Here is a 17,515-nt window from a genome sequence, read left to right as displayed (position 1 = left end):
CCCTTTGCAGTCCGAACACCGGTCACGGCGCTCCAGAATCCCGTGTCAGCGTCGCAGCAACCCAAACCCCGCTGCGAACTGCACCACATTCCACTTTGAGTGTTAGCTCTATCACACTGGGTTCTCAATCTAGGTAAAGGTATGGCCCGAGCGCAAGACCGTCTCGAGATTTTTTGGTACGGCCGTCCCTGCAATCGCACTTCGGACGCACTCGGCCGAGGATTTTCCGCACGCGCCGTCCCGCGACACACCGTGCGTCCGACCGCGACACGCCCTACAGAGCCGCCGAACCAGTGCTCCGACACCATCGGCCAAACGCACGGAAGAGACCGCAGGCCCAACCCCGTACTCTGGGCGCGTGCCGATCACACGAACGCTCGCGAAGCTGGCCGGTAGCTGCGTGCTGGCAGCCGTGCTCGTCGCCGGATTGCTGTTCCCCCTGGCAGGCGGTTTCGGGTTCGCGTCCAACCGGGCCGCCGACACCGTCGACAACGTCTCCTCCGAACTACTGGAGGGCACCGCGCCCGCCGTATCGACCATGGTCGACGCCAAGGGATCGCCGATCGCGTGGCTCTACGAGCAACGGCGCTTCGAGGTGCCGAGCGAGAAGATCTCCAACGATATGAAGCTGGCGATCGTGTCCATCGAGGACCGTCGCTTCGCCGAACACCAAGGCGTCGACTGGCAGGGCACGCTGCGCGCGTTCCTCACCAACACCTCCAGCGGCGAGGTGCAGCAGGGCGCGTCGACCCTGGATCAGCAGTACGTCAAGAACTTTCAGCTGCTCGTCGTCGCGAAGACCGACGCCGAGCGCAGGGCGGCCATCGAGACCACCCCGGCACGCAAGATCCGTGAGATCCGGATGGCGCTGACCCTGGACAAGGAGCTGTCCAAGGACGAAATCCTCACCAGGTACCTGAATCTCGTGACCTTCGGCAACTCCTCCTACGGCATCCAGGACGCGGCGCAGACCTACTTCGGTGTCGACGCCGCCGACCTCACCGTGTCGCAGTCGGCGATGCTGGCGGGCATGGTGCAGAGCTCCTCGAAGCTCAACCCCTACACCAACACCGAGGCTGTGCTGGCCAGGCGCAACACCGTGCTGGACACCATGATCCAGAACATCCCGAGCCGCGCCGCCGAGTTCCGCGAGGCCAAGACCAGACCGCTCGAGGTATTGCCGGAGCCGAAAGGCTTGCCGCGCGGCTGCATCGCGGCCAACGATCGCGGCTTCTTCTGCGACTACGCGCTGCAATATCTCGCCGACGCCGGGATCAGCCGCGAACAGATCGACAAGGGCGGCTACCTGATCAAGACCAACCTCGACCCTGCCGTGCAGGATTCGGTGAAGCGATCGATCACCGACACCGCCGACGCGAACCTCGACGACATCGCGCAGGTGATGTCGATCGTCGCGCCAGGACAGGACTCGCATCCGCTGGTCGCGATGGCGAGCAGTCGCACCTACGGACTGAGCAGCGACTCCAACGAAACCGTTCAGCCACAGCCCTATTCGCTGGTCGGCGATGGCGCCGGCTCGATTTTCAAGATCTTCACCACCGCGGCGGCAATGGAGAAGGGGCTCGGCATCGACGCCCAACTCGACGTGCCGTCGCGATTCGAGGCCAGAGGCATGGGTAACGGTGGCGCGCGCGGCTGTCCGGCCGCCACCTACTGCGTGGAGAACGCGGGCACCTACAAGGGATCGATGTCGGTGACCGAGGCGCTGGCCACCTCACCGAACACCGCGTTCGTGAAACTCATCCAGGCCGTGGGTGTGCCGCCGACGGTGGACATGGCAGTGCGCCTCGGCATGCGCTCCTACGCCCAGGCCGGCACCTCGGGCCAGGGCAATCAGAGCCTGGCCGACATGATGAAGGAGCAGAATCTCGGTTCGTTCACCCTCGGCCCGGTCGCGATCAACCCGTTGGAGCTGTCCAACGTCGCGGCGACGCTGGCCTCGGGCGGTAAATGGTGCCCGCCCAACCCGATCGATCAGGTGCTCGACCGGGAAGGCAAGCAGGTCCCGCTCACCCAGCAGGCGTGTGAGCAGGTCGTCGATCCCGGCCTTGCGAACACCCTCGCCAACGCGATGAGCAAGGACGACATCAGCGGCACCGCGGCGGCCTCGGCGCGCTCGACCGGATGGAACCTGCCGCTCTCCGCGAAGACCGGCACCACCGAGAGCCACCGCTCCTCGGCCTTCCTCGGCTTCACCAATTCGCTGGCGGGCGCGGACTACATCTACGGCGACAGCCCGACGCCCGGCGAGATCTGCTCCTACCCGCTGCGCAGCTGCGGCGACGGCGATCTGTACGGCGGTAATGAGCCGGCGCGGAGCTGGTTCAACGCCATCAAACCGGTGACCGGTAACTACCCACCCGCCGCGCTGCCCCCCTTGGACGACAAGTACGTGCGCGGATCGAACAACGCTCAGGTCCCCGATGTGGCGGGCAAATCGCAGGGCGAGGCCACTTCGATATTGGTCGGTGCCGGTTTCCAGGTGTCGGCGACCACCGGTCCCGGCTCCGAAGCCAAGGGCACCGCGATCGGCACGTCACCGAACGGCTCGGCGATCCCCGGTTCGGTGATCACGCTGTACGTGAGCGACGGCTCCGAGCGGGAGGCGCCACGACCGGCCGCGCCCGCGCCGGGAATACCGGGACTGCCGCCACCACCGCGATTGCCGCCGATCCCGATCCCGATTCCACTGCCGTTCCCGCGTTAGCGCGGGCATGACACGCGAAGGGCCCGCGAACCGATCGGTTCGCGGGCCCTTCGCGTTGTGTGGTCGGTGTCTACAACCTCGCCTTGACCGCCGCCGAGATCCGCGAACCGTCAGCCTTGCCTTCGGCCAGCGCGGTGGCGATCTTCATGACCTTGCCCATCTGCCGCATGCCTGGCCGTTCGCCGATTTCCTCGGCGACCTCGGCGATGGCTGTATCGGCGAGATCGGCCACCTCGGCTTCGCTCAGCTGGGAAGGCAGGTACTCGTCGATGATGCGGGCCTCGGCGTGCTCGTTCGCGGCCAGTTCGCCGCGACCCGCCTGGGCGTAGAGCTCCGCCGACTCGCTGCGCTTCTTGGTTTCTTTTTGCAATACCGCGATGACCTCGGCGTCGGAGAGCTCACGCGCCTCTGAACCGGCGACCTCGGCGGTCTGGATGGCGGCCAGCAGCATCCGCACGGTGGAAAGGCGCAGCGTGTCCTTGGCTTTCATCGCGGCGGTCAAGTCCGTCCGCAGCTGCGATTTGAGTTCCGACATACCGCTCACGCTAGCGGTTACGCCCCGGCACGCCCACCACATTTGTGCCGATGAGGCGAGTGCACAGACGCATTTGTGCGTAAACACACTCGGCGTTCCTGGACAGGGTCACCTATGCTGGGCAAATGCCCGTAATCTCGACCACAGCTATACGAACGACCGCGTTGGGGGCCGCAGGGGCCGCGGTGGCCGGTATCGGCTACGCCTCGCTGGTCGAACGCAATGCCTTCGTTCTGCGTGAGGCCACCATGCCGGTGCTCCCGTCCGGATCGTCGTCATTACGGGTGCTGCACATCAGCGATCTGCACATGATGCCGGGGCAGAAGCTCAAGCAGCAGTGGTTGCGTGAGCTGGAGCGCCTGGAGCCGGACCTGGTGGTGAACACCGGCGACAATCTGTCGCATCAGAAGTCGGTGCCCGCCGTCGTCCAAGCGCTCGGCGGATTACTCTCGCGCCCAGGTCTTTTCGTTTTCGGCAGCAATGACTACTTCGCGCCGGTCGCGAAGAATCCCTTGAAGTACTTCAAGACCGATCATCGGCGCACCTACGGTGACCCGCTGCCGTGGAAGGATCTGCGCGCGGCCTTCTCCGAGCGCGGTTGGTTGGATCTGACCCACGTACGCCGCGACCTCGAGGTCGGCGGAATTCGGATCGCCACCGCGGGCGTCGACGACCCACACCTTCAACGCGATCGCTACGACAGCGTCGCCGGTACGCCGAACCCGCTGGCGGACTTGCGGATCGGACTGACGCACTCGCCGGAGCCACGCGTACTCGACCGGTTCGCCGATGACGGTTACGACCTGGTGCTCGCGGGACACACGCACGGCGGCCAGCTCTGCCTGCCCGGCTACGGCGCGTTGGTCACCAATTGCGGTATCGACCGTTCGCGAGTCAAGGGCCCTTCGAATTGGGGCGAGCACACCCAGTTGCATGTTTCCGCGGGCATCGGCACCTCGCCGTGGGCGCCGTACCGGTTCTGTTGCCGTCCCGAGGCCACACTGCTCACCCTCGTCGCCGCGCCGCCGAAGCGGCCACTTACCGACAGCGGGCAGGGTGTTTCGGCGTCGGAGGCCGTTGCCCGCTAAGGTCACCTCCTGAAACGTGTATCAAACAGGGGACGGCCGTGGGTGGATTCGACAATCGACGTGACGATTCGACGATTTCGAAACCCCCCGACGCTTTTCCTTTGCGGCAACCACCCTCCGGTGCAGCGGAATTCACCACTGTGGAGCCGGTCCCGATCGAGCGGGCCGAGCCCAATCGGTCGCTGAGCACACCTTGGCGTCCCGCCGAGCGCAATGCTCAGTTGGACGGGATACAGGGCACATGGCCGCAGCAATGGGCTGCCGCACCCGTTCCGCAATCCCCCGATGCGCCAGCGTATTCGGACGAGGACGAGCGTCGGCCGTCACCGTGGCAGCAGAGTATTGATCTGCGCGAACACATCGATGATCCCGAGCTGGCCACAGGCACACCGCAACTCGTGTGCCTCCCCGGTGGTCGCGTCGATCCGTCCGCCATGGATGTAGCGGTGCCGCCGTATGCGGTCGGCCCGGAAATCGAGCAGGGGCGGGCACCGACACCACTCGGCCCTGCGCCTACGCCGTCGGGGAGCCCGGCGCAAGCACCGCCAGGCAGCCCGCCAGTGCCGCCGTGGGGCGCCCCGCAACCGCACTATCCGGCAACCGGCGGCGTGCGGCGCAAGCCCTTGCTCGTCGTGGGGATCGCCGCACTGGTTGTCGTCGGCGCCGCGACAGCGACGACCGCCGCACTGACCGGGCACGAATCCGGTGACGCGGATTCCGGCGGCGCGCGCCCTTCGATGGTGAGCGCACTCGCCACCGACCAACCGGCACAGCCACCTTCGACGAGTACCGCCCCACACGGCAACCCCAAAGCCGAGGCGCCGATGGTCCCCGGCTACCAGGTGGTGCTCGCCCCGGAAAGCGGTGCGGCCTATGACGTTCCTGCCGGATGGGCCGTTGCCCCGCCGAGCACCGCAGGCGGCTTCGGCGAAGGGAACCGCGCCATTTCCGGCAAGGGTTACGCCACCGACGGCAAGAATTACTGCCCCGGCTCCACCCGCACCGTCGCCTTCATCACCGGTTCGAAGAACCTCGATTCCACCGGCGCCGCAACCGAAGTCGGCGCGCAAACCGCCAAGTTGGCTTACCCGTCCACCTCGTCCACCACGCCGAGCGTCCCCGCCGCACTGAGTTCGATCGACGGCACCCAGCACGGCACGTTCGTGGAAACCAAGGGCACTGTCCCCAACGCGAGGCCAGGCTGCGCCACCGCGTACTCCATCTACACCGTCGCTTACCCCAACGACGACGGCAATTTCGTCATGCTCATCGCCGCCGACACCGGCGTCCCCAACGCCGTAGACCCCCAAACCGCCAAGCGCGTCTTCACCACCATCCGCGCCCACGACAACTAGCTGACCAGCCGGTTTAACACCCAGCCCCACCCTGTTGTAAGCTTCTAAAGGTTCGATCCACGGGGTGTGGCGCAGCTTGGTAGCGCGCTTCGTTCGGGACGAAGAGGTCGTGGGTTCAAATCCCGCCACCCCGACTCGTTGGTTGAGACGACAGTAGGGCCCCTGACTAGCATCAATAGTCAGGGGCCCTACTCGTTGTCGGGGACGAATGCGGCCGGGTCGAGGCTCGTAAGCAGCGAAAAGGCAGCATCTCAACAAGGTCAGCTCACGAGTATGCCGTCGGAGCCGTCGTCGTCACCGTCGCCCATCGTCCGACGAACCGCGTCCCAATCCTCCACGCGACGCACGTAGTACTGCATGGTCGTAGTCGCGTTCTCATGCCCGAGAACAACAGCGATCTTGTGCGGCGGCATCCCGTCATCGGCCAGCCAGGTACCGGCCATATCGCGCAAGTCGTGGAAGCGAACGCCACCGTGCTCGTTGCGCGCAACGGCCTTCACAGCCTTCTCGTAGTCGCCGAACACCTCCGATTCGACTTCGCCGTTCTCATCTGACCGGTCCCCGATGACGGGACCACCCGGTCTTTGAATCCGGGTTGTTTTCGATCCGATTTCAGTTGATGCAGCGGCCCCGTGTATGTTCTTCGCGGTTTTCTGGTCTGCGTGGCAGCGCGAGCGACAACGGGGTTCACCTTCCGCATGGTCTTGCTGCGGTCCGTGGGCTTGGTACTCATGCCGCCCACCCGTCGAGGTCGTAGCCGTCGTCGTAGTCGTCGCTGGTGTCCCAGGTGGGGACGGCACCGGTTTCGGCGAAGACGTTGATAGCGACCGTGAGTGGGTCGAGGCCACGGGATTCGAGTTGGCAGCGGCGACGCGCTGCATGTCGATTGCCATTTCGTCGGCGTGGTCGATACGAAAGGTCATGGCATAGCCTCGATTATCGACTTCGCCGGATTCTCCGGAGAGACCTTGCACGGAGCGATCGCAGAGCCGATCGACCGGACACGCGAAGGACGCCTTCGCCCGAATCCCTGTCGATTCGCCTCCTCGTACCCGACGCGTCGATCCCCCCGCCAAAACCGACGACCTTACCGACAGCCCCGCATTCCGCCGCCGCGCAACCCAAATCATGGAGCGCCACGCACTCGCGATCGTGGATTCCGTCCACGAACTCGCCGAACTCGGACTCGTCACCAGCGCCACAGCACAGATCCGCTCCTACCCCGCAGTCCCCCTGTTCAAGCTCTACATCCTCAACGGCCAACAAGCCTTCTTCGGCTACTACCCCGTCCGCGAACACAAACTCGACGGCGAAGCCACGGCGATCTGGGACCTCATGGGCAAAGACGCCACCCTGTTCCAACACGCCCACGACAACGACCCCGACTCCAACGACAGCCAGTTCGTACAACAATCGCAACTCTGGTTCGACAGCATCTGGACCTCAGTAGCCAGGGACTACCGGCTGTGACCGCACTGGCCGAGCTGTTGCGTGGTCGTCGACTCGTCCTCCTGGACTTCGACGGCCCGATCTGCGCTGTCTTCTCAGGCATACCCGACCATGCAGCGGCCGGAGAGCTTGTTGACGTAATCGGCACTGTGCCAACCGAAGTCGCCACCAGCACCGACCCCTTCGACATCCTTCGCTACGTCGCAGAATCACGGCCCGATATCGCCGAACAGGTTGAGCAACGGTTCACCGAAATCGAAACCAAAGCAGTCGGCTCCGCACGACCAACCGCCGACGCAAGCGAGTTCATCACCGAGGCCGCACGGACGCCCGGCATGAAAGTCGCTGTAGCAAGCAATAATTCAGTTCAGGCGATCGGCGCCTACCTCGACGCATACGGACTGCGGTCGTACGTCAGCGGCATCTTCGCCCGAACATCAGCCGATCCCTCGATCCTCAAACCCGCCCCCCGTTTGCTGCTCGACCCATTAGACACGTTCGACTGCTCCCCTGACGACGCAATATTCGTCGGAGACTCCACCACCGACGTGCAAGCAGGCAACGCCGCCGGGGTCAGAACAATCGCATTCGCGAACCGCCCCGAGAAAACCATCCGCTTCGCCCCCTTCCGACCAGCCGCCACGATCACCCGCATGGCGGAACTCCGGCAAGCACTCAAGCAGCACGTGTAGTCCCGCGCACGTCACCGGCCGTTGCCCCGACTACCCTCGCGCCTCGCTTTGCGCGGGTTGTTGCCGAATTCAGCCATACAGGATCAAGAGGCGGCGCTGGTGCGCCGCCCGGCACCGCCGCGCGGCGCCGCGCCCCGGTGCTGATGTGGCGTCGCACCGGCACGTCGGCACGTCGGCGCCGATCTGACGACGTGGCAGAACGCTGGCTATTCCTATCTGACCGCTTCTTGCATCAATCGAGCAGTGTGGGCACGACGGGAGCCGTACCCGACCTACCTCCCGCAATCGCGCAAATGGATCGGCCGGACCCTGCCCGCTCAACCGCCTGGGTTGCGACCAAAAACGAGAGGGCGTTCCCCCGCTTTCATTCCCGGATGTTTGGCCCCGGACAGACACGTCAAGAAGGTCATCTCACCGTCGAAGCACGGCCTGAACTTGTTCGAGCACTCGTTGGGCCAGCAACGGCGGCACAGAGTTGCCTAGTTGATACTGGATGCTCGCTCGATTACCCACAAACTCGAACTCGTCGGGGAATGTGAACAGTCGCTTCACCTCAGCAACGCGAAGCCGACGGTTTTCCCAATGGAATGGGCCGACGTTAGGACCAGGTTGCGCCTGAATCGTCGGGGATGGCTTATTGGGATCGAGCTTCAGTAGGAACGACCAGTAGCGGCTCCGCCACTTAAACAACGGGTTTGGATGCCCCTTTTCCTCGGTGTAGTGGAGATAGTTTCCACCTGGCGGAATATCGTCCAACAGCTTGCCATACTGTCCGCCAAGAACTTCCTCACGCTCTGGCGAAGTGACCAGCCCCTCTAGCGCCTCACCCGCCGTCGTATGGGGCTTGTCGATACTACCTGTCGTGCGACGTTCCCAACTGCCGCCGTGTGTGGCGTTCGGGAGCGCAGGTGTTGGCTTGCCTTTGGGCGTGCCAACGATGAACAGTCGCGGACGAGCCTGTGGCACGCCGTAGTCAGCAGCGTTCAAAACCCCCTTGTTGCAGTCGTAGCCCGCCTCGTCGATCTCACGAAGGAGACGTGTCAACGCAGGACGACTCGCCTTATTGTTGTACGTCAGGGCGTAAACGTTCTCAAGCACGAAGGCGCGAGGCTGGGATTCCCGCAGGACCCGGGTGTACTCCTGCAGAAGGGTAGCGTCGGGGTCTAATCCTGAACGCTTCCACTCAAGCCAGAATCCGCTCTTCGAGAACGGTGTGCAGGGTGGTCCTCCAACAAGCAGGTCGGGACGTTGCCCTTTGCGGAGCCCGGCGGCCTTCAGTATCTCAGCCGTGGACGTTTCAAGGATATCCTGCTGAAGCACAGGCGATTCCAGCTTGAGGAAGTTTTTCTCCATCGTCATCGATGCGTCTACGTGACGTTCGACTGCGGCGCGAACGTCGAACCCTGCAAGCTCAGCGCCCAGATCAAGCCCTCCAGCGCCGGAAAACAGAGAGATCGCTACCCCATGTGTGCTCGCCATGCCCGATAGCTTCTCACGGGCGGCTGACACCGATGCACATAGCGCGCCGTCAGCACAGGTCAGGGCTCCTCGGCAAGCCTCTTGGCGAACATCTGCTCAACCACTCGAGCGGTCTTGAACTTGTACTTGCGCCAATAGGTGTAGAAGGCTTCCGGTGTCTGAAAGGCCCCTTCGCCCTGGCGCAATGCGTCGATACCCTGCACCGCACCGATGTACTCACGAGTGGTAGAAGAGCGTTGCTTGCTAGCGATCTTCCAGGGCTGCTGAACGATCAGTTCGAGATCGTCCACACGGCCGGGAGTCTCTTCATTGAGGGTGTAGATACCGAGAACGTCGAGGTGCGAGCTGTAGTCGGCGAACGGGCGAAAGGTTCCAGGGAAGTGCATGGAGGGATGGCGGAAGTATGTATTGCCCGTATAGAGCGTGATAGCGCTCTGTGTCCTGTTCAAGACGTTGCCCTTCTTCGAGACGGCCCGCCTAGCGACCTTGATGTCTACTGCATGGAAGCCGCCTCCAAATGTTTCTCCACTTATCTCCAGGTCGGGATAGCCACGCTCCGTGCCACGTTCAGCTTCGGCACCGTCAACCGCCTCGATCCGGTCCATCAGAAATCCGACAATGCCGACCTCAAGGACATTTGCCAGGGCTGCAGGCTCCTTCGGGAGCGGAAGGATATGCCCCCCGGACGTGAGTTGCTGTGACAGGTCGTCCTCATCGTTCGCCACAAGTGGCCAAGCGTGGTCACCGCGAACGCGGTACGCGCCGCCGAGGCCGAAACCGTATGCTGCACACTGGCTTCGCAGCCAATCCTCCACGTCGAGCTGTTCCATCATGGAGGCAGCATCTCACGGTGGCAGTGCCGTCCTCACGGTGGTCCAGTCGTACAGCCCTAAATGGTTGGCCGCCGACAACTGAACTATCAGCCGCCGACGCCACATCAACTCGGAGCCGGGATCTCTCGTCTGGAAAGCGGTACCGTGCTGGAACAGATTTGTGCCCAAGTGACCAGGCCCACTGGACCTTACTGATCCGTAGTCAGGTCTGGCCGGATTACGGTTTCTCTAGATGTTCAACAGGCAGCAGTTAGGCAGCAGACCATCCGTAACAGTCGGAAATGGGACAGCACTCAGCGGCCTTTCACCGCAGCTCAGCGATACTGAGCGATCGCAGCCAGCACTCGGGAGCAACGTTCGGGACGAAGAGGTCGTGGGTTCAAATCCCGCCACCCCGACTCGTTGGTTGAGACGACAGAAAGGCCCCGGCCGGGCAACCGGCCGGGGCCTTTCTCGTTTCGACTTCGTCGAACTCGGCGGTGAGGGTGTGGTGGCGGCCGACTAGTGCGCCTCCATCTCGGTGTACCAGACCTTCGGCTAAGTCGATTCGTAGTCTGGCTCGGAGGTTGTCGACCTCGCGTACTACTCCGCGGATGCCGGTGAACGGCTGGGAAAGATCACCACATCACCCGCGCTGAATTCGTTGCTCCCTGTGTGCTCAGTCTAAATGCGCGATGGGCGGGGTGGGTCGAAACTGGAGCGTTCATACAGGACGTGCGGGTGGATCGAGCTTCAGAGTGCCGGTGCCGGTGTCGATTTCGGCGGAAACACCCAGCGCTACGGAGCAGGGGTTGTCGCCGTGGCCGAGTTCCAGGCCACCTAGGACAGGGACGCCGAGGAGGGTGAGGCGGTCGCGGAGGACGTCGATCAGGTTCCAGCCGCGGTCGGTGTAGTCTTCGAAGCCGGGGAAACGACCCAGTGCGACACCGCGGATGCCTGCCAGTGCGCCGGAGCGGAGCAGTTGGGTGAGCTGTCGGTCGACTTGTCCGAGGCCGATGGTGCGCTCGGCTTCGATCAACAGGATCGCACCGGTGAGATCGGGGAGCCCGGCGCCGACCAATCCAGCCAGAGCTGCCAACGAGCCACCCATCAAAAATCCTCGCGCCCGACCCTCGATCTCAGCTGCGGATGACATCAGGCGTGGGTTACGTTGCAGCACTGCGGGTTCGGTGCTCGTCAACAAGTGGCGGGCGGTGCTGATCGCCTGGTCACCCACCAAGCAGCCGTGAATACCGGGGACATGGCAGCGCTGCCAGATGGCCAGGTGCAGGTTGGTGATGTCGCTGAATCCGACCAGCGGTTTCGGGTCGGCGCGGATCGCAGTGTAATCGAGGCCGTCGAGGATGCGGTAAGCGCCTGCCCCTCCTCTGGTCGTGACGATTGCCCGCACACCGGGGTCGTTATAGGCAGCGTTGAGGTCGGCCAGCCGGTCTTCGTCGGCCCCTGCCATGTAGCCGCGCCTGTCCATGGCATGCTCGCCGACGTCGACCACCATGCCCCAGCCATTCAGCAATCGCACCAGGTAGTCGATCCCCTCGATGTCGTCGGGGAAGCTGGCAGGCGAGACGAGCCGGACGCGGTCACCGGGCTGGAGCCGTGGCCACGGGAGCCATTCCGACAGTTTCGATTGAGCCATATGAGTTACACCCCTTGCGGTTTCGTCGACACGCTCGGATCCGATCGGGTGACTGTAGCCGCGAATCCAAAGCTTGGCGCCAATGGCTTGTATCGAAGTGTTGTGGACGGCCAGGTAGCGGACTGCGAGTTTGTCGTAGGGAGTGGCCACGGCCCGACACTGTTTGAGCTGGATGATGCCTCGCTCGACAGCGTTGCGGTCCCGGTAGACAACTTTGTCGAAGGCGTGCGGTCACCCGCCGGCTCGGCCGCGCCGGCGGGTGACCTGGTCGGACGGTGACCTTGATCCCGTGGCGCCGCAGCCAGCTCCGATTACCACGGCTGGAATAGGCTTTGTCAGCTAACACCCGTTCCGGACGTATCCGGTCTCGGCCACCGCCGAGTTTCGGCACCGCAGTCGCGTCCAACACGGCCGTGAACTGCGGGCTGTCGCCAGCCTGACCGGGGGACCAGCAACGACAGCGCACCGCAACCCTGCTCACACGCCGGATGCGGCTTCGTCGGCACCGATTTGAACATTTGTACTAGACGTTCGTGCAAATATCTGTTAGACATATGTCTTAGACAAATGCTCTACAAGGGAGGTCGGTGCGATGACGAGTGGTAGCCAGGCGCGGGTTGTGGTTTCCGGCGGCGGGATCGGCGGTAATGCGGTTGCGCTGCAGCTGATTCGGGCCGGGGCGTCGGTCACCGTGGTGGAGCGTGCGGCGGCGGCGCGGCCGGGTGGGCAGGCGGTGGATTTGCGGGGGCCGAGCGAGGAGGTGGCGCGGCGGATGGGGTTGATGCCGGGGATTCGGCGGTATCAGCTCGATGAGCGTGGGATGAAGATGGTCGACAGCGCGGGGCGTGATGTCGTGCGGATGCCCGCGGAGATGTTCGACGGAAAAGGTGGGGTGGCCGAAATCGAGATCACCCGTGGGGATCTCAATGAGGTGTTGCTCGACGCGGTGACCGAGACCGGGGCCGTCGACTACCGGTACGGCGAGTGGATTACCGGTGTCGCGCAGGACGAAGCGGGGGTCGAGGTCACCTTCGCCTCGGGGGGCACCGAGCGGTTCGATCTCCTGATCGGTGCCGACGGATTACATTCCGCGACGCGGCGCCTGGTCTTCGGGCCGGAGGAAGAGTATTCGACCTATCTCGGCGGGTACATGTCCTACTTCACTATCCCGATGCCCAATACCGTGGAACCACACTGGTTTACGATGCACTCGGTCGTCGGTGGCGCCAATGTCGGCATTCGCCCGGACGCCGATCCCGCGACCGCCAAAGCAATCATCACCATCCGTCACGACATCGACCCCACCCTCCGGCGCAACGTCCCCGCACAGCAACAACTGATTCGCGAGAGCCTCGCACAAGGCGGCTGGATCTCACACGAGGTCGTCGCGGCGATGGACGCCGCCACCGACTTCTATTTCGATGAGCTGGCCAGGATCGAGATGCCCGCCTGGTATCACGGTCGAGTGGCTCTACTCGGCGACGCGGGCTACTGCGGTTCACCGATGACCGGGCAGGGCACGGCGATGGCGTTGATCGGCGCATACTTGCTCGCCGGGGAAATCGCCGCGAGCCATGACCACCTCGTGCAGGCGCTGGTGCGCTACGACCGACAACTGCGGCCATTCGTGGCGAAAGCGCAGACGCTACCGCCCGGCGGGGTGAAGGCGATGACGCCGAGGAGCAGCCTGGGCATCAGCGCGGGCCACGCCCTCAACCGATTCATGACGACCAAGGTCATGAAGCCGTTGATGATGAAGATGCTCACCAGGACAGAGTCTTACGAGCTTCCGGACTATCCGACGAAACCCGTCGCACGGTAGTGCAGTACGCGAGAGCGGGCATGCCCGATGCTATCGAGTACCTTCTCCGTCGAGCAGAAGCGGCAGCACGAACTCACGGAGTATCGCCCGCTCCTCGTCTTCCCCTTCCCCCGGCAAGGTGAGCAACGAAACCATCGCGCGCACAACCCATTGCCCCAGCCGACGCGCCGCGGAATCAGCGAGATCCGGTCGATATTCCGCGACGAATCCGGTGGCGAGAACATCGACAACTTCGGATGAATTCGCCAGTTGCGCAACGATTCCCACATTGTTCGGTTCGAACCAGACCGCGACGTGCGGAGTCTTACGCACCTCGGCGAGCAGATCGACCAACGTGTCCAACAACCGCTGCCCGGTGTCTCGACCGGCGTCTTCCGCCCTTGCCCGCCAGACCCGTTCGATCACCTGACGCGCTTCTCGACCGGCGAACGCGACGTACAGAGCATGACGGTTGTCGAAGTACCGATACAGCGTAGCCCTGGAACAGCCCGCGGATTCGGCGATTTCGTTCATCCCCACCCCGTGCACGCCGCGCTCCATGAACAGCAGACGGACGGCGTCGAGGATACGTTCACTCGCCAGTTCGGCGCGATCGTCGGCCAACCAGCCGGTCATGCCGCGCACCGGAACGGCACGGTGATGGGGCGGCGCACGTACGGTCCTGTCGCGTATTCCACCGCATCGATGTCGACGACGTATTCGGGGAAGCGGTCGAGCAGTTCCTCCATCGCGACCCTCGCCTGCATGCGAGCGGCGGCGGCACCGAGGCAGTGGTGTGGGCCGTGCCCGAAGGTGAGTATTCGCTGCGGGTTTCGGTCGATATTCAGGTCGGCGGCATCGGCACCGAACGCGGCCTCGTCGCGGTTGGCGGAACCGAACAGCAGCAGCACCTTGCGTCCTCGCGGCACCGTCTTGCCGTTCAACTCCACGTCGTGGGTCGTCGTACGGGCCAAACCTTGCACGGGTGCGGTCAGCCGCGCGAATTCCTCGATGGCCGTGGGGATTCGGCTTGCGTCGGCGGCGAGCGCCGCACGCTGGTCGGGGTGTTGTTGCAGCAGTTGCACAGCGCCCCCGAGTAGTCCGGTGGTGGTGTCGTTGCCACCGGCCACCATGGTCCAGGTGTAGGCGAGGATCTGCACGAGGCCGCGCACGTCCACGTCGTCGGCCGCCATTCCGGCCTGTACCAGCAGCGACACCGTGTCGTCGCCGGGATCGGAACGCCTACGCTTGATGAGCTCGGCGAAGTACCCCATCATCTGCATCGATGATGCCTGCGCCCTGGTGTTGGTGGCGTCGATGCTGCCAGCGACGACGTCGTCGGTCCAGCCGTCGAAGCGATCGCGATCCTGTTCGGGCACACCGAGATAATGGGCGACGACCATGCTCGGCAAGGGCTTGAACAGGTCTTTGACGATATCGCCGCCGCCTTGCTCACCGAGCCGGTCGAGACGTTCGCGCACGAATCCGCGCACAACGGGTTCCACCTGCTCGACCTGTCGCGGTGTGAAGCCGCGAGCGACGAGTTTGCGAAAGTCGGTGTGCTGCGGCGGATCTTGCATCACCAGCGGCGGGTTGTCGGTGAGTCCGATCTGTTCCAGCTCGCCGTATTCGACGGTGAGGCCGTCGCTGGAGGAGTACGTGGCACTGTCGCGAGCGGCGGCGTAGACGTGCTCGTGGCGTGCGAGCACCCAGTAGTCCCGGCCCGGCTTGCCCGCGCGAACCACATGGTGCACCGGGTCGTGTTCGCGCAGCGCCGCATACATTGCCCACGGCGCCGCCCAGCTCGCCCCGGAGCACAGCTCGAAGGCCGCGGGCGACGATGCCGAGGCTCCATGATACGAATCGACAACCATGTTATGACGGTAAGACAAATATGCAATTGTGTCTAGCCCCGAGGAAAGCTCGACCGCGCCATTGGTTACCTTCAGCAGTGGCGACGCACCGTGGTCGCCGTTCAGCTTCGGGAAGAGCCGTAGGAGGTTGCGCCACATTCACCGGACCGACCAACCCCTCGAAGGCCGGTCCGGCGACTGCGACGAACGTCGAGCTGTCACCCCTCGAGACAGTTCGTGTTCGTATCCACCCCTGACGGTGGCTTGCCCTCCCCTAGCTGTGGTGTGGCTTTCCTCTTGCCGACACCAACAATGCAAGCACCTGCTTAGCGCGCACTTAAGAACACCTTGCAAGGGTATTCACGCAGGTAGATGCGCCATTTTTAACGGGATAGAGTCGACTGGCCAGCGCGTTCGGCGCGGGCGGGAGATGATGGGACGACAGTCAGGGTCGTCGAGAGCGGGAGCATTGCATGGAGACAGTGGTGGTTTGGGCGCTAGCCTGCTTGGTCTATTGGTGGGGCTTGCTCTAGCGAGTCCGCCGACCTCCGGGCGCGTTGCCCTAGCGCGAGGACAGCATCGACTACTACACTAGGTAGTAGTCGATGGCACCGGCGCCACGACGATCGGAGGCATGATGACCTACTCGACCCCACTTCGAGAAACCGACCGTGCCTTCACCCAATTACGCTGGGCAACAATATTATTCGCGGTGGCACTGATAACCCACGGCGCCGATCATTTGCGTAGGGGAATGAACACCGTCTCCAGCACAGTGATGACGCTGGGAACGATACAAATGATTCTCGCGCTCGCGACGATCGTGCTGGTATTCCTGGGTCACCGCGCGGCTCCCCTCGCCGCCATCGTGATCGGTTTCGTCAGCGCCGCGGGATTCATCCTCGTGCATCTGTTCCCGGATTGGTTCGGGCCGTTGAGCGACAGCTTCATCAACCCACCGGAATCCGCGAAGGTCAACGGATTCTCGTGGTTCGCGGCGCTTTTCGAGATAGCCGCCGACGTGATCATCGGTGTCGCCGGCCTGCGCGCCTACCGCACGCAGGCCGGGACCCGTTCGTAGGCGCGATTATTTCAGCTGTTCCACAACGATTTTCGTCGCGTCAGCGAGCAACGCATTGTTCGCTTCCGCGTCCTCGGTGGACTTGCGGGTCTGGATCGCGATGACGATCGGCGCCCTGCCACCTTCCGGCCAGGTGACCGCGACCGCGTTGGCCGTGCCGTAATCCCCGGTCCCGGTCTTGTCACCGGTGACCCAATCCGTGGGCAGACCAGCCCGAATTCGCGCGTCTCCCGTGGTGTTCGCCTTCAACCACGTGATGAGCTGTTCACGCTCCGGCGCCGCAAGCACATCACCGAGAACGAGGGCGCGGTAATCGCTGGCAAGCGCCGTGGGCGTGGACGTATCGCGCTCGTCACCGGGGATCGCGGTGTTGAGTTCGGTTTCCCACCGATCGAGGTGACTCACCTGATCACCGATACTGCGTAGAAAGTCCGTGAGCGCCTGCGGACCGCCGAGCTCACGCAACATCAGATTGCCAGCGGTGTTGTCGCTCTGGGTGATCGCGGCCTCGGCGAGCTGCGCAACGGTCACTCCTTGCGCGACATTGACGCTGGTCACCGGCGAGTTCGCAACCACGTCCTGCTCGGTGTAATGGATGACCTTGTCGAAGTATCCGGTATCGAGCGGATGCGCCTTCAGCAGCGCGCCCGCCGCCAAGGTCTTGAAGGTGGACAGGATCGGGAAACGTTCGTCGGCTCGGTTGCCCACTGTTTTCCCGTTCGCGGTGTCGATGGCGAACAGTCCCAGCTGTGCGTCGTATTTCTGCTCGAGGTCGGCGAAACCGGAGCTCTCGGCAGTGTTCTTCTCGGACACCGAAGCGGCTGGCGTAGCGGCATCTTCGGAGCTCGCGCCGCATCCGGCGAGCAGTGGGAGCAGCAGAGCAACGGTGACGAACACCGCTCGACGGTTACGAGCCATGACATGATGCTGCCAAACCGCCGAGCGCCCGGCAAACACCCTCACCGGCGAAAACCAGGGTGGGCGA

The 17,515-nt window shown here is 63.7% G+C and carries 16 protein-coding genes and 1 tRNA gene; 8 read left to right on the top strand and 9 right to left on the bottom strand.

Annotated elements, in window-relative coordinates; all coding sequences use genetic code 11:
* The first annotated feature begins 358 nt into the window (after nucleotides 1-358).
* A complete protein-coding gene (locus ABEA50_RS07440; RefSeq protein WP_345494308.1) occupies nucleotides 359-2,728 on the top strand; it encodes a penicillin-binding protein in 2,370 nt (789 codons plus the stop codon).
* Nucleotides 2,729-2,798: 70 nt separating this feature from the next.
* Here the strand turns inward: ABEA50_RS07440 and ABEA50_RS07435 are convergent, their stop codons facing one another.
* On the bottom strand, nucleotides 2,799-3,263 hold the full coding sequence (locus ABEA50_RS07435) for a GatB/YqeY domain-containing protein (protein WP_345494306.1): 465 nt from the start codon (nucleotides 3,261-3,263) through the stop codon (nucleotides 2,799-2,801).
* A 125-nt stretch (nucleotides 3,264-3,388) separates the two neighbouring features.
* On the opposite strand from ABEA50_RS07435, the gene ABEA50_RS07430 reads away from it, so the two are divergent.
* The 3 genes from ABEA50_RS07430 (at nucleotide 3,389) to ABEA50_RS07420 (ending at nucleotide 5,840) form a co-directional block, all read left to right on the top strand.
* Entirely contained in the window at nucleotides 3,389-4,351 is a 963-nt protein-coding gene (locus tag ABEA50_RS07430) for a metallophosphoesterase (protein WP_345494304.1), read from the top strand.
* A gap of 101 nt (nucleotides 4,352-4,452) precedes the next feature.
* On the top strand, nucleotides 4,453-5,706 hold the full coding sequence (locus ABEA50_RS07425) for a hypothetical protein (protein ID WP_345494303.1): 1,254 nt from the start codon (nucleotides 4,453-4,455) through the stop codon (nucleotides 5,704-5,706).
* A 60-nt stretch (nucleotides 5,707-5,766) separates the two neighbouring features.
* Nucleotides 5,767-5,840: transfer RNA gene (locus ABEA50_RS07420), tRNA-Pro, on the top strand.
* A 126-nt stretch (nucleotides 5,841-5,966) separates the two neighbouring features.
* Here ABEA50_RS07420 and ABEA50_RS07415 read toward each other — a convergent pair.
* Nucleotides 5,967-6,587 (bottom strand): site-specific integrase, encoded by a 621-nt coding sequence (locus ABEA50_RS07415; protein WP_345494703.1) that lies wholly within the window; start codon nucleotides 6,585-6,587, stop codon nucleotides 5,967-5,969.
* 247 nt (nucleotides 6,588-6,834) lie between these two features.
* Here ABEA50_RS07415 and ABEA50_RS07410 point away from each other — a divergent pair, with 247 nt between their 5' ends.
* Complete coding sequence (locus ABEA50_RS07410) at nucleotides 6,835-7,176, top strand: type 2 periplasmic-binding domain-containing protein (protein WP_345494302.1); 342 nt, start codon at nucleotides 6,835-6,837, stop codon at nucleotides 7,174-7,176.
* Nucleotides 7,173-7,847, top strand: a complete 675-nt coding sequence (locus ABEA50_RS07405; protein ID WP_345494300.1) for an HAD family hydrolase — start codon at nucleotides 7,173-7,175, stop codon at nucleotides 7,845-7,847. The genes ABEA50_RS07410 and ABEA50_RS07405 overlap by 4 nt, the downstream gene beginning before the upstream one ends.
* A 411-nt stretch (nucleotides 7,848-8,258) precedes the next feature.
* Here ABEA50_RS07405 and ABEA50_RS07400 read toward each other — a convergent pair whose 3' ends face one another.
* The 4 genes from ABEA50_RS07400 to ABEA50_RS30905 form a co-directional block, all read right to left on the bottom strand.
* Entirely contained in the window at nucleotides 8,259-9,326 is a 1,068-nt protein-coding gene (locus ABEA50_RS07400) for a DNA cytosine methyltransferase (RefSeq protein WP_345494299.1), read from the bottom strand.
* Between the two features lie 59 nt (nucleotides 9,327-9,385).
* Complete coding sequence (locus tag ABEA50_RS07395; RefSeq protein ID WP_345494298.1) at nucleotides 9,386-10,159, bottom strand: type II restriction endonuclease; 774 nt, start codon at nucleotides 10,157-10,159, stop codon at nucleotides 9,386-9,388.
* Between the two features lie 703 nt (nucleotides 10,160-10,862).
* Nucleotides 10,863-11,795 carry a S66 peptidase family protein gene (locus ABEA50_RS07390; protein ID WP_345494297.1) on the bottom strand — a complete coding sequence of 311 codons (933 nt, stop codon included), beginning with the start codon at nucleotides 11,793-11,795 and terminating at the stop codon, nucleotides 10,863-10,865.
* On the bottom strand, nucleotides 11,740-12,186 hold the full coding sequence (locus ABEA50_RS30905; RefSeq protein WP_425577574.1) for a hypothetical protein: 447 nt from the start codon (nucleotides 12,184-12,186) through the stop codon (nucleotides 11,740-11,742). Before ABEA50_RS30905 ends, ABEA50_RS07390 begins: the two co-directional genes overlap by 56 nt.
* A 201-nt stretch (nucleotides 12,187-12,387) precedes the next feature.
* On the opposite strand from ABEA50_RS30905, the gene ABEA50_RS07385 reads away from it, so the two are divergent.
* Nucleotides 12,388-13,617, top strand: coding sequence for an FAD-dependent monooxygenase (locus tag ABEA50_RS07385; RefSeq protein WP_345494295.1), 1,230 nt, complete (start codon nucleotides 12,388-12,390; stop codon nucleotides 13,615-13,617).
* Nucleotides 13,618-13,647: 30 nt separating this feature from the next.
* On the opposite strand, the gene ABEA50_RS07380 is transcribed toward ABEA50_RS07385, so the two are convergent.
* Together ABEA50_RS07380 and ABEA50_RS07375 are read right to left on the bottom strand one after the other, a co-directional pair.
* Nucleotides 13,648-14,232: a TetR/AcrR family transcriptional regulator gene (locus ABEA50_RS07380; protein WP_345494294.1), complete on the bottom strand. Its 585-nt coding sequence runs from the start codon at nucleotides 14,230-14,232 to the stop codon at nucleotides 13,648-13,650.
* Nucleotides 14,229-15,470: a cytochrome P450 gene (locus ABEA50_RS07375; protein WP_345494293.1), complete on the bottom strand. Its 1,242-nt coding sequence runs from the start codon at nucleotides 15,468-15,470 to the stop codon at nucleotides 14,229-14,231. The genes ABEA50_RS07380 and ABEA50_RS07375 overlap by 4 nt, the downstream gene beginning before the upstream one ends.
* A 691-nt stretch (nucleotides 15,471-16,161) precedes the next feature.
* On the opposite strand from ABEA50_RS07375, the gene ABEA50_RS07370 reads away from it, so the two are divergent.
* A complete protein-coding gene (locus ABEA50_RS07370) occupies nucleotides 16,162-16,530 on the top strand; it encodes a hypothetical protein (RefSeq protein ID WP_345494292.1) in 369 nt (122 codons plus the stop codon).
* A gap of 6 nt (nucleotides 16,531-16,536) precedes the next feature.
* Here ABEA50_RS07370 and bla read toward each other — a convergent pair whose 3' ends face one another.
* Nucleotides 16,537-17,448, bottom strand: a complete 912-nt coding sequence (bla, locus tag ABEA50_RS07365) for a class A beta-lactamase (protein WP_345494291.1) — start codon at nucleotides 17,446-17,448, stop codon at nucleotides 16,537-16,539.
* Nucleotides 17,449-17,515: the final 67 nt, after the last annotated feature.

Source organism: Nocardia callitridis, from assembly GCF_039543305.1.
Classification (GTDB): Bacteria; Actinomycetota; Actinomycetes; order Mycobacteriales; family Mycobacteriaceae; genus Nocardia; species Nocardia callitridis.
The sequence above is the reverse complement of the archived record's forward strand: the minus strand, read 5'-3'. Positions and strand labels throughout refer to the sequence as shown.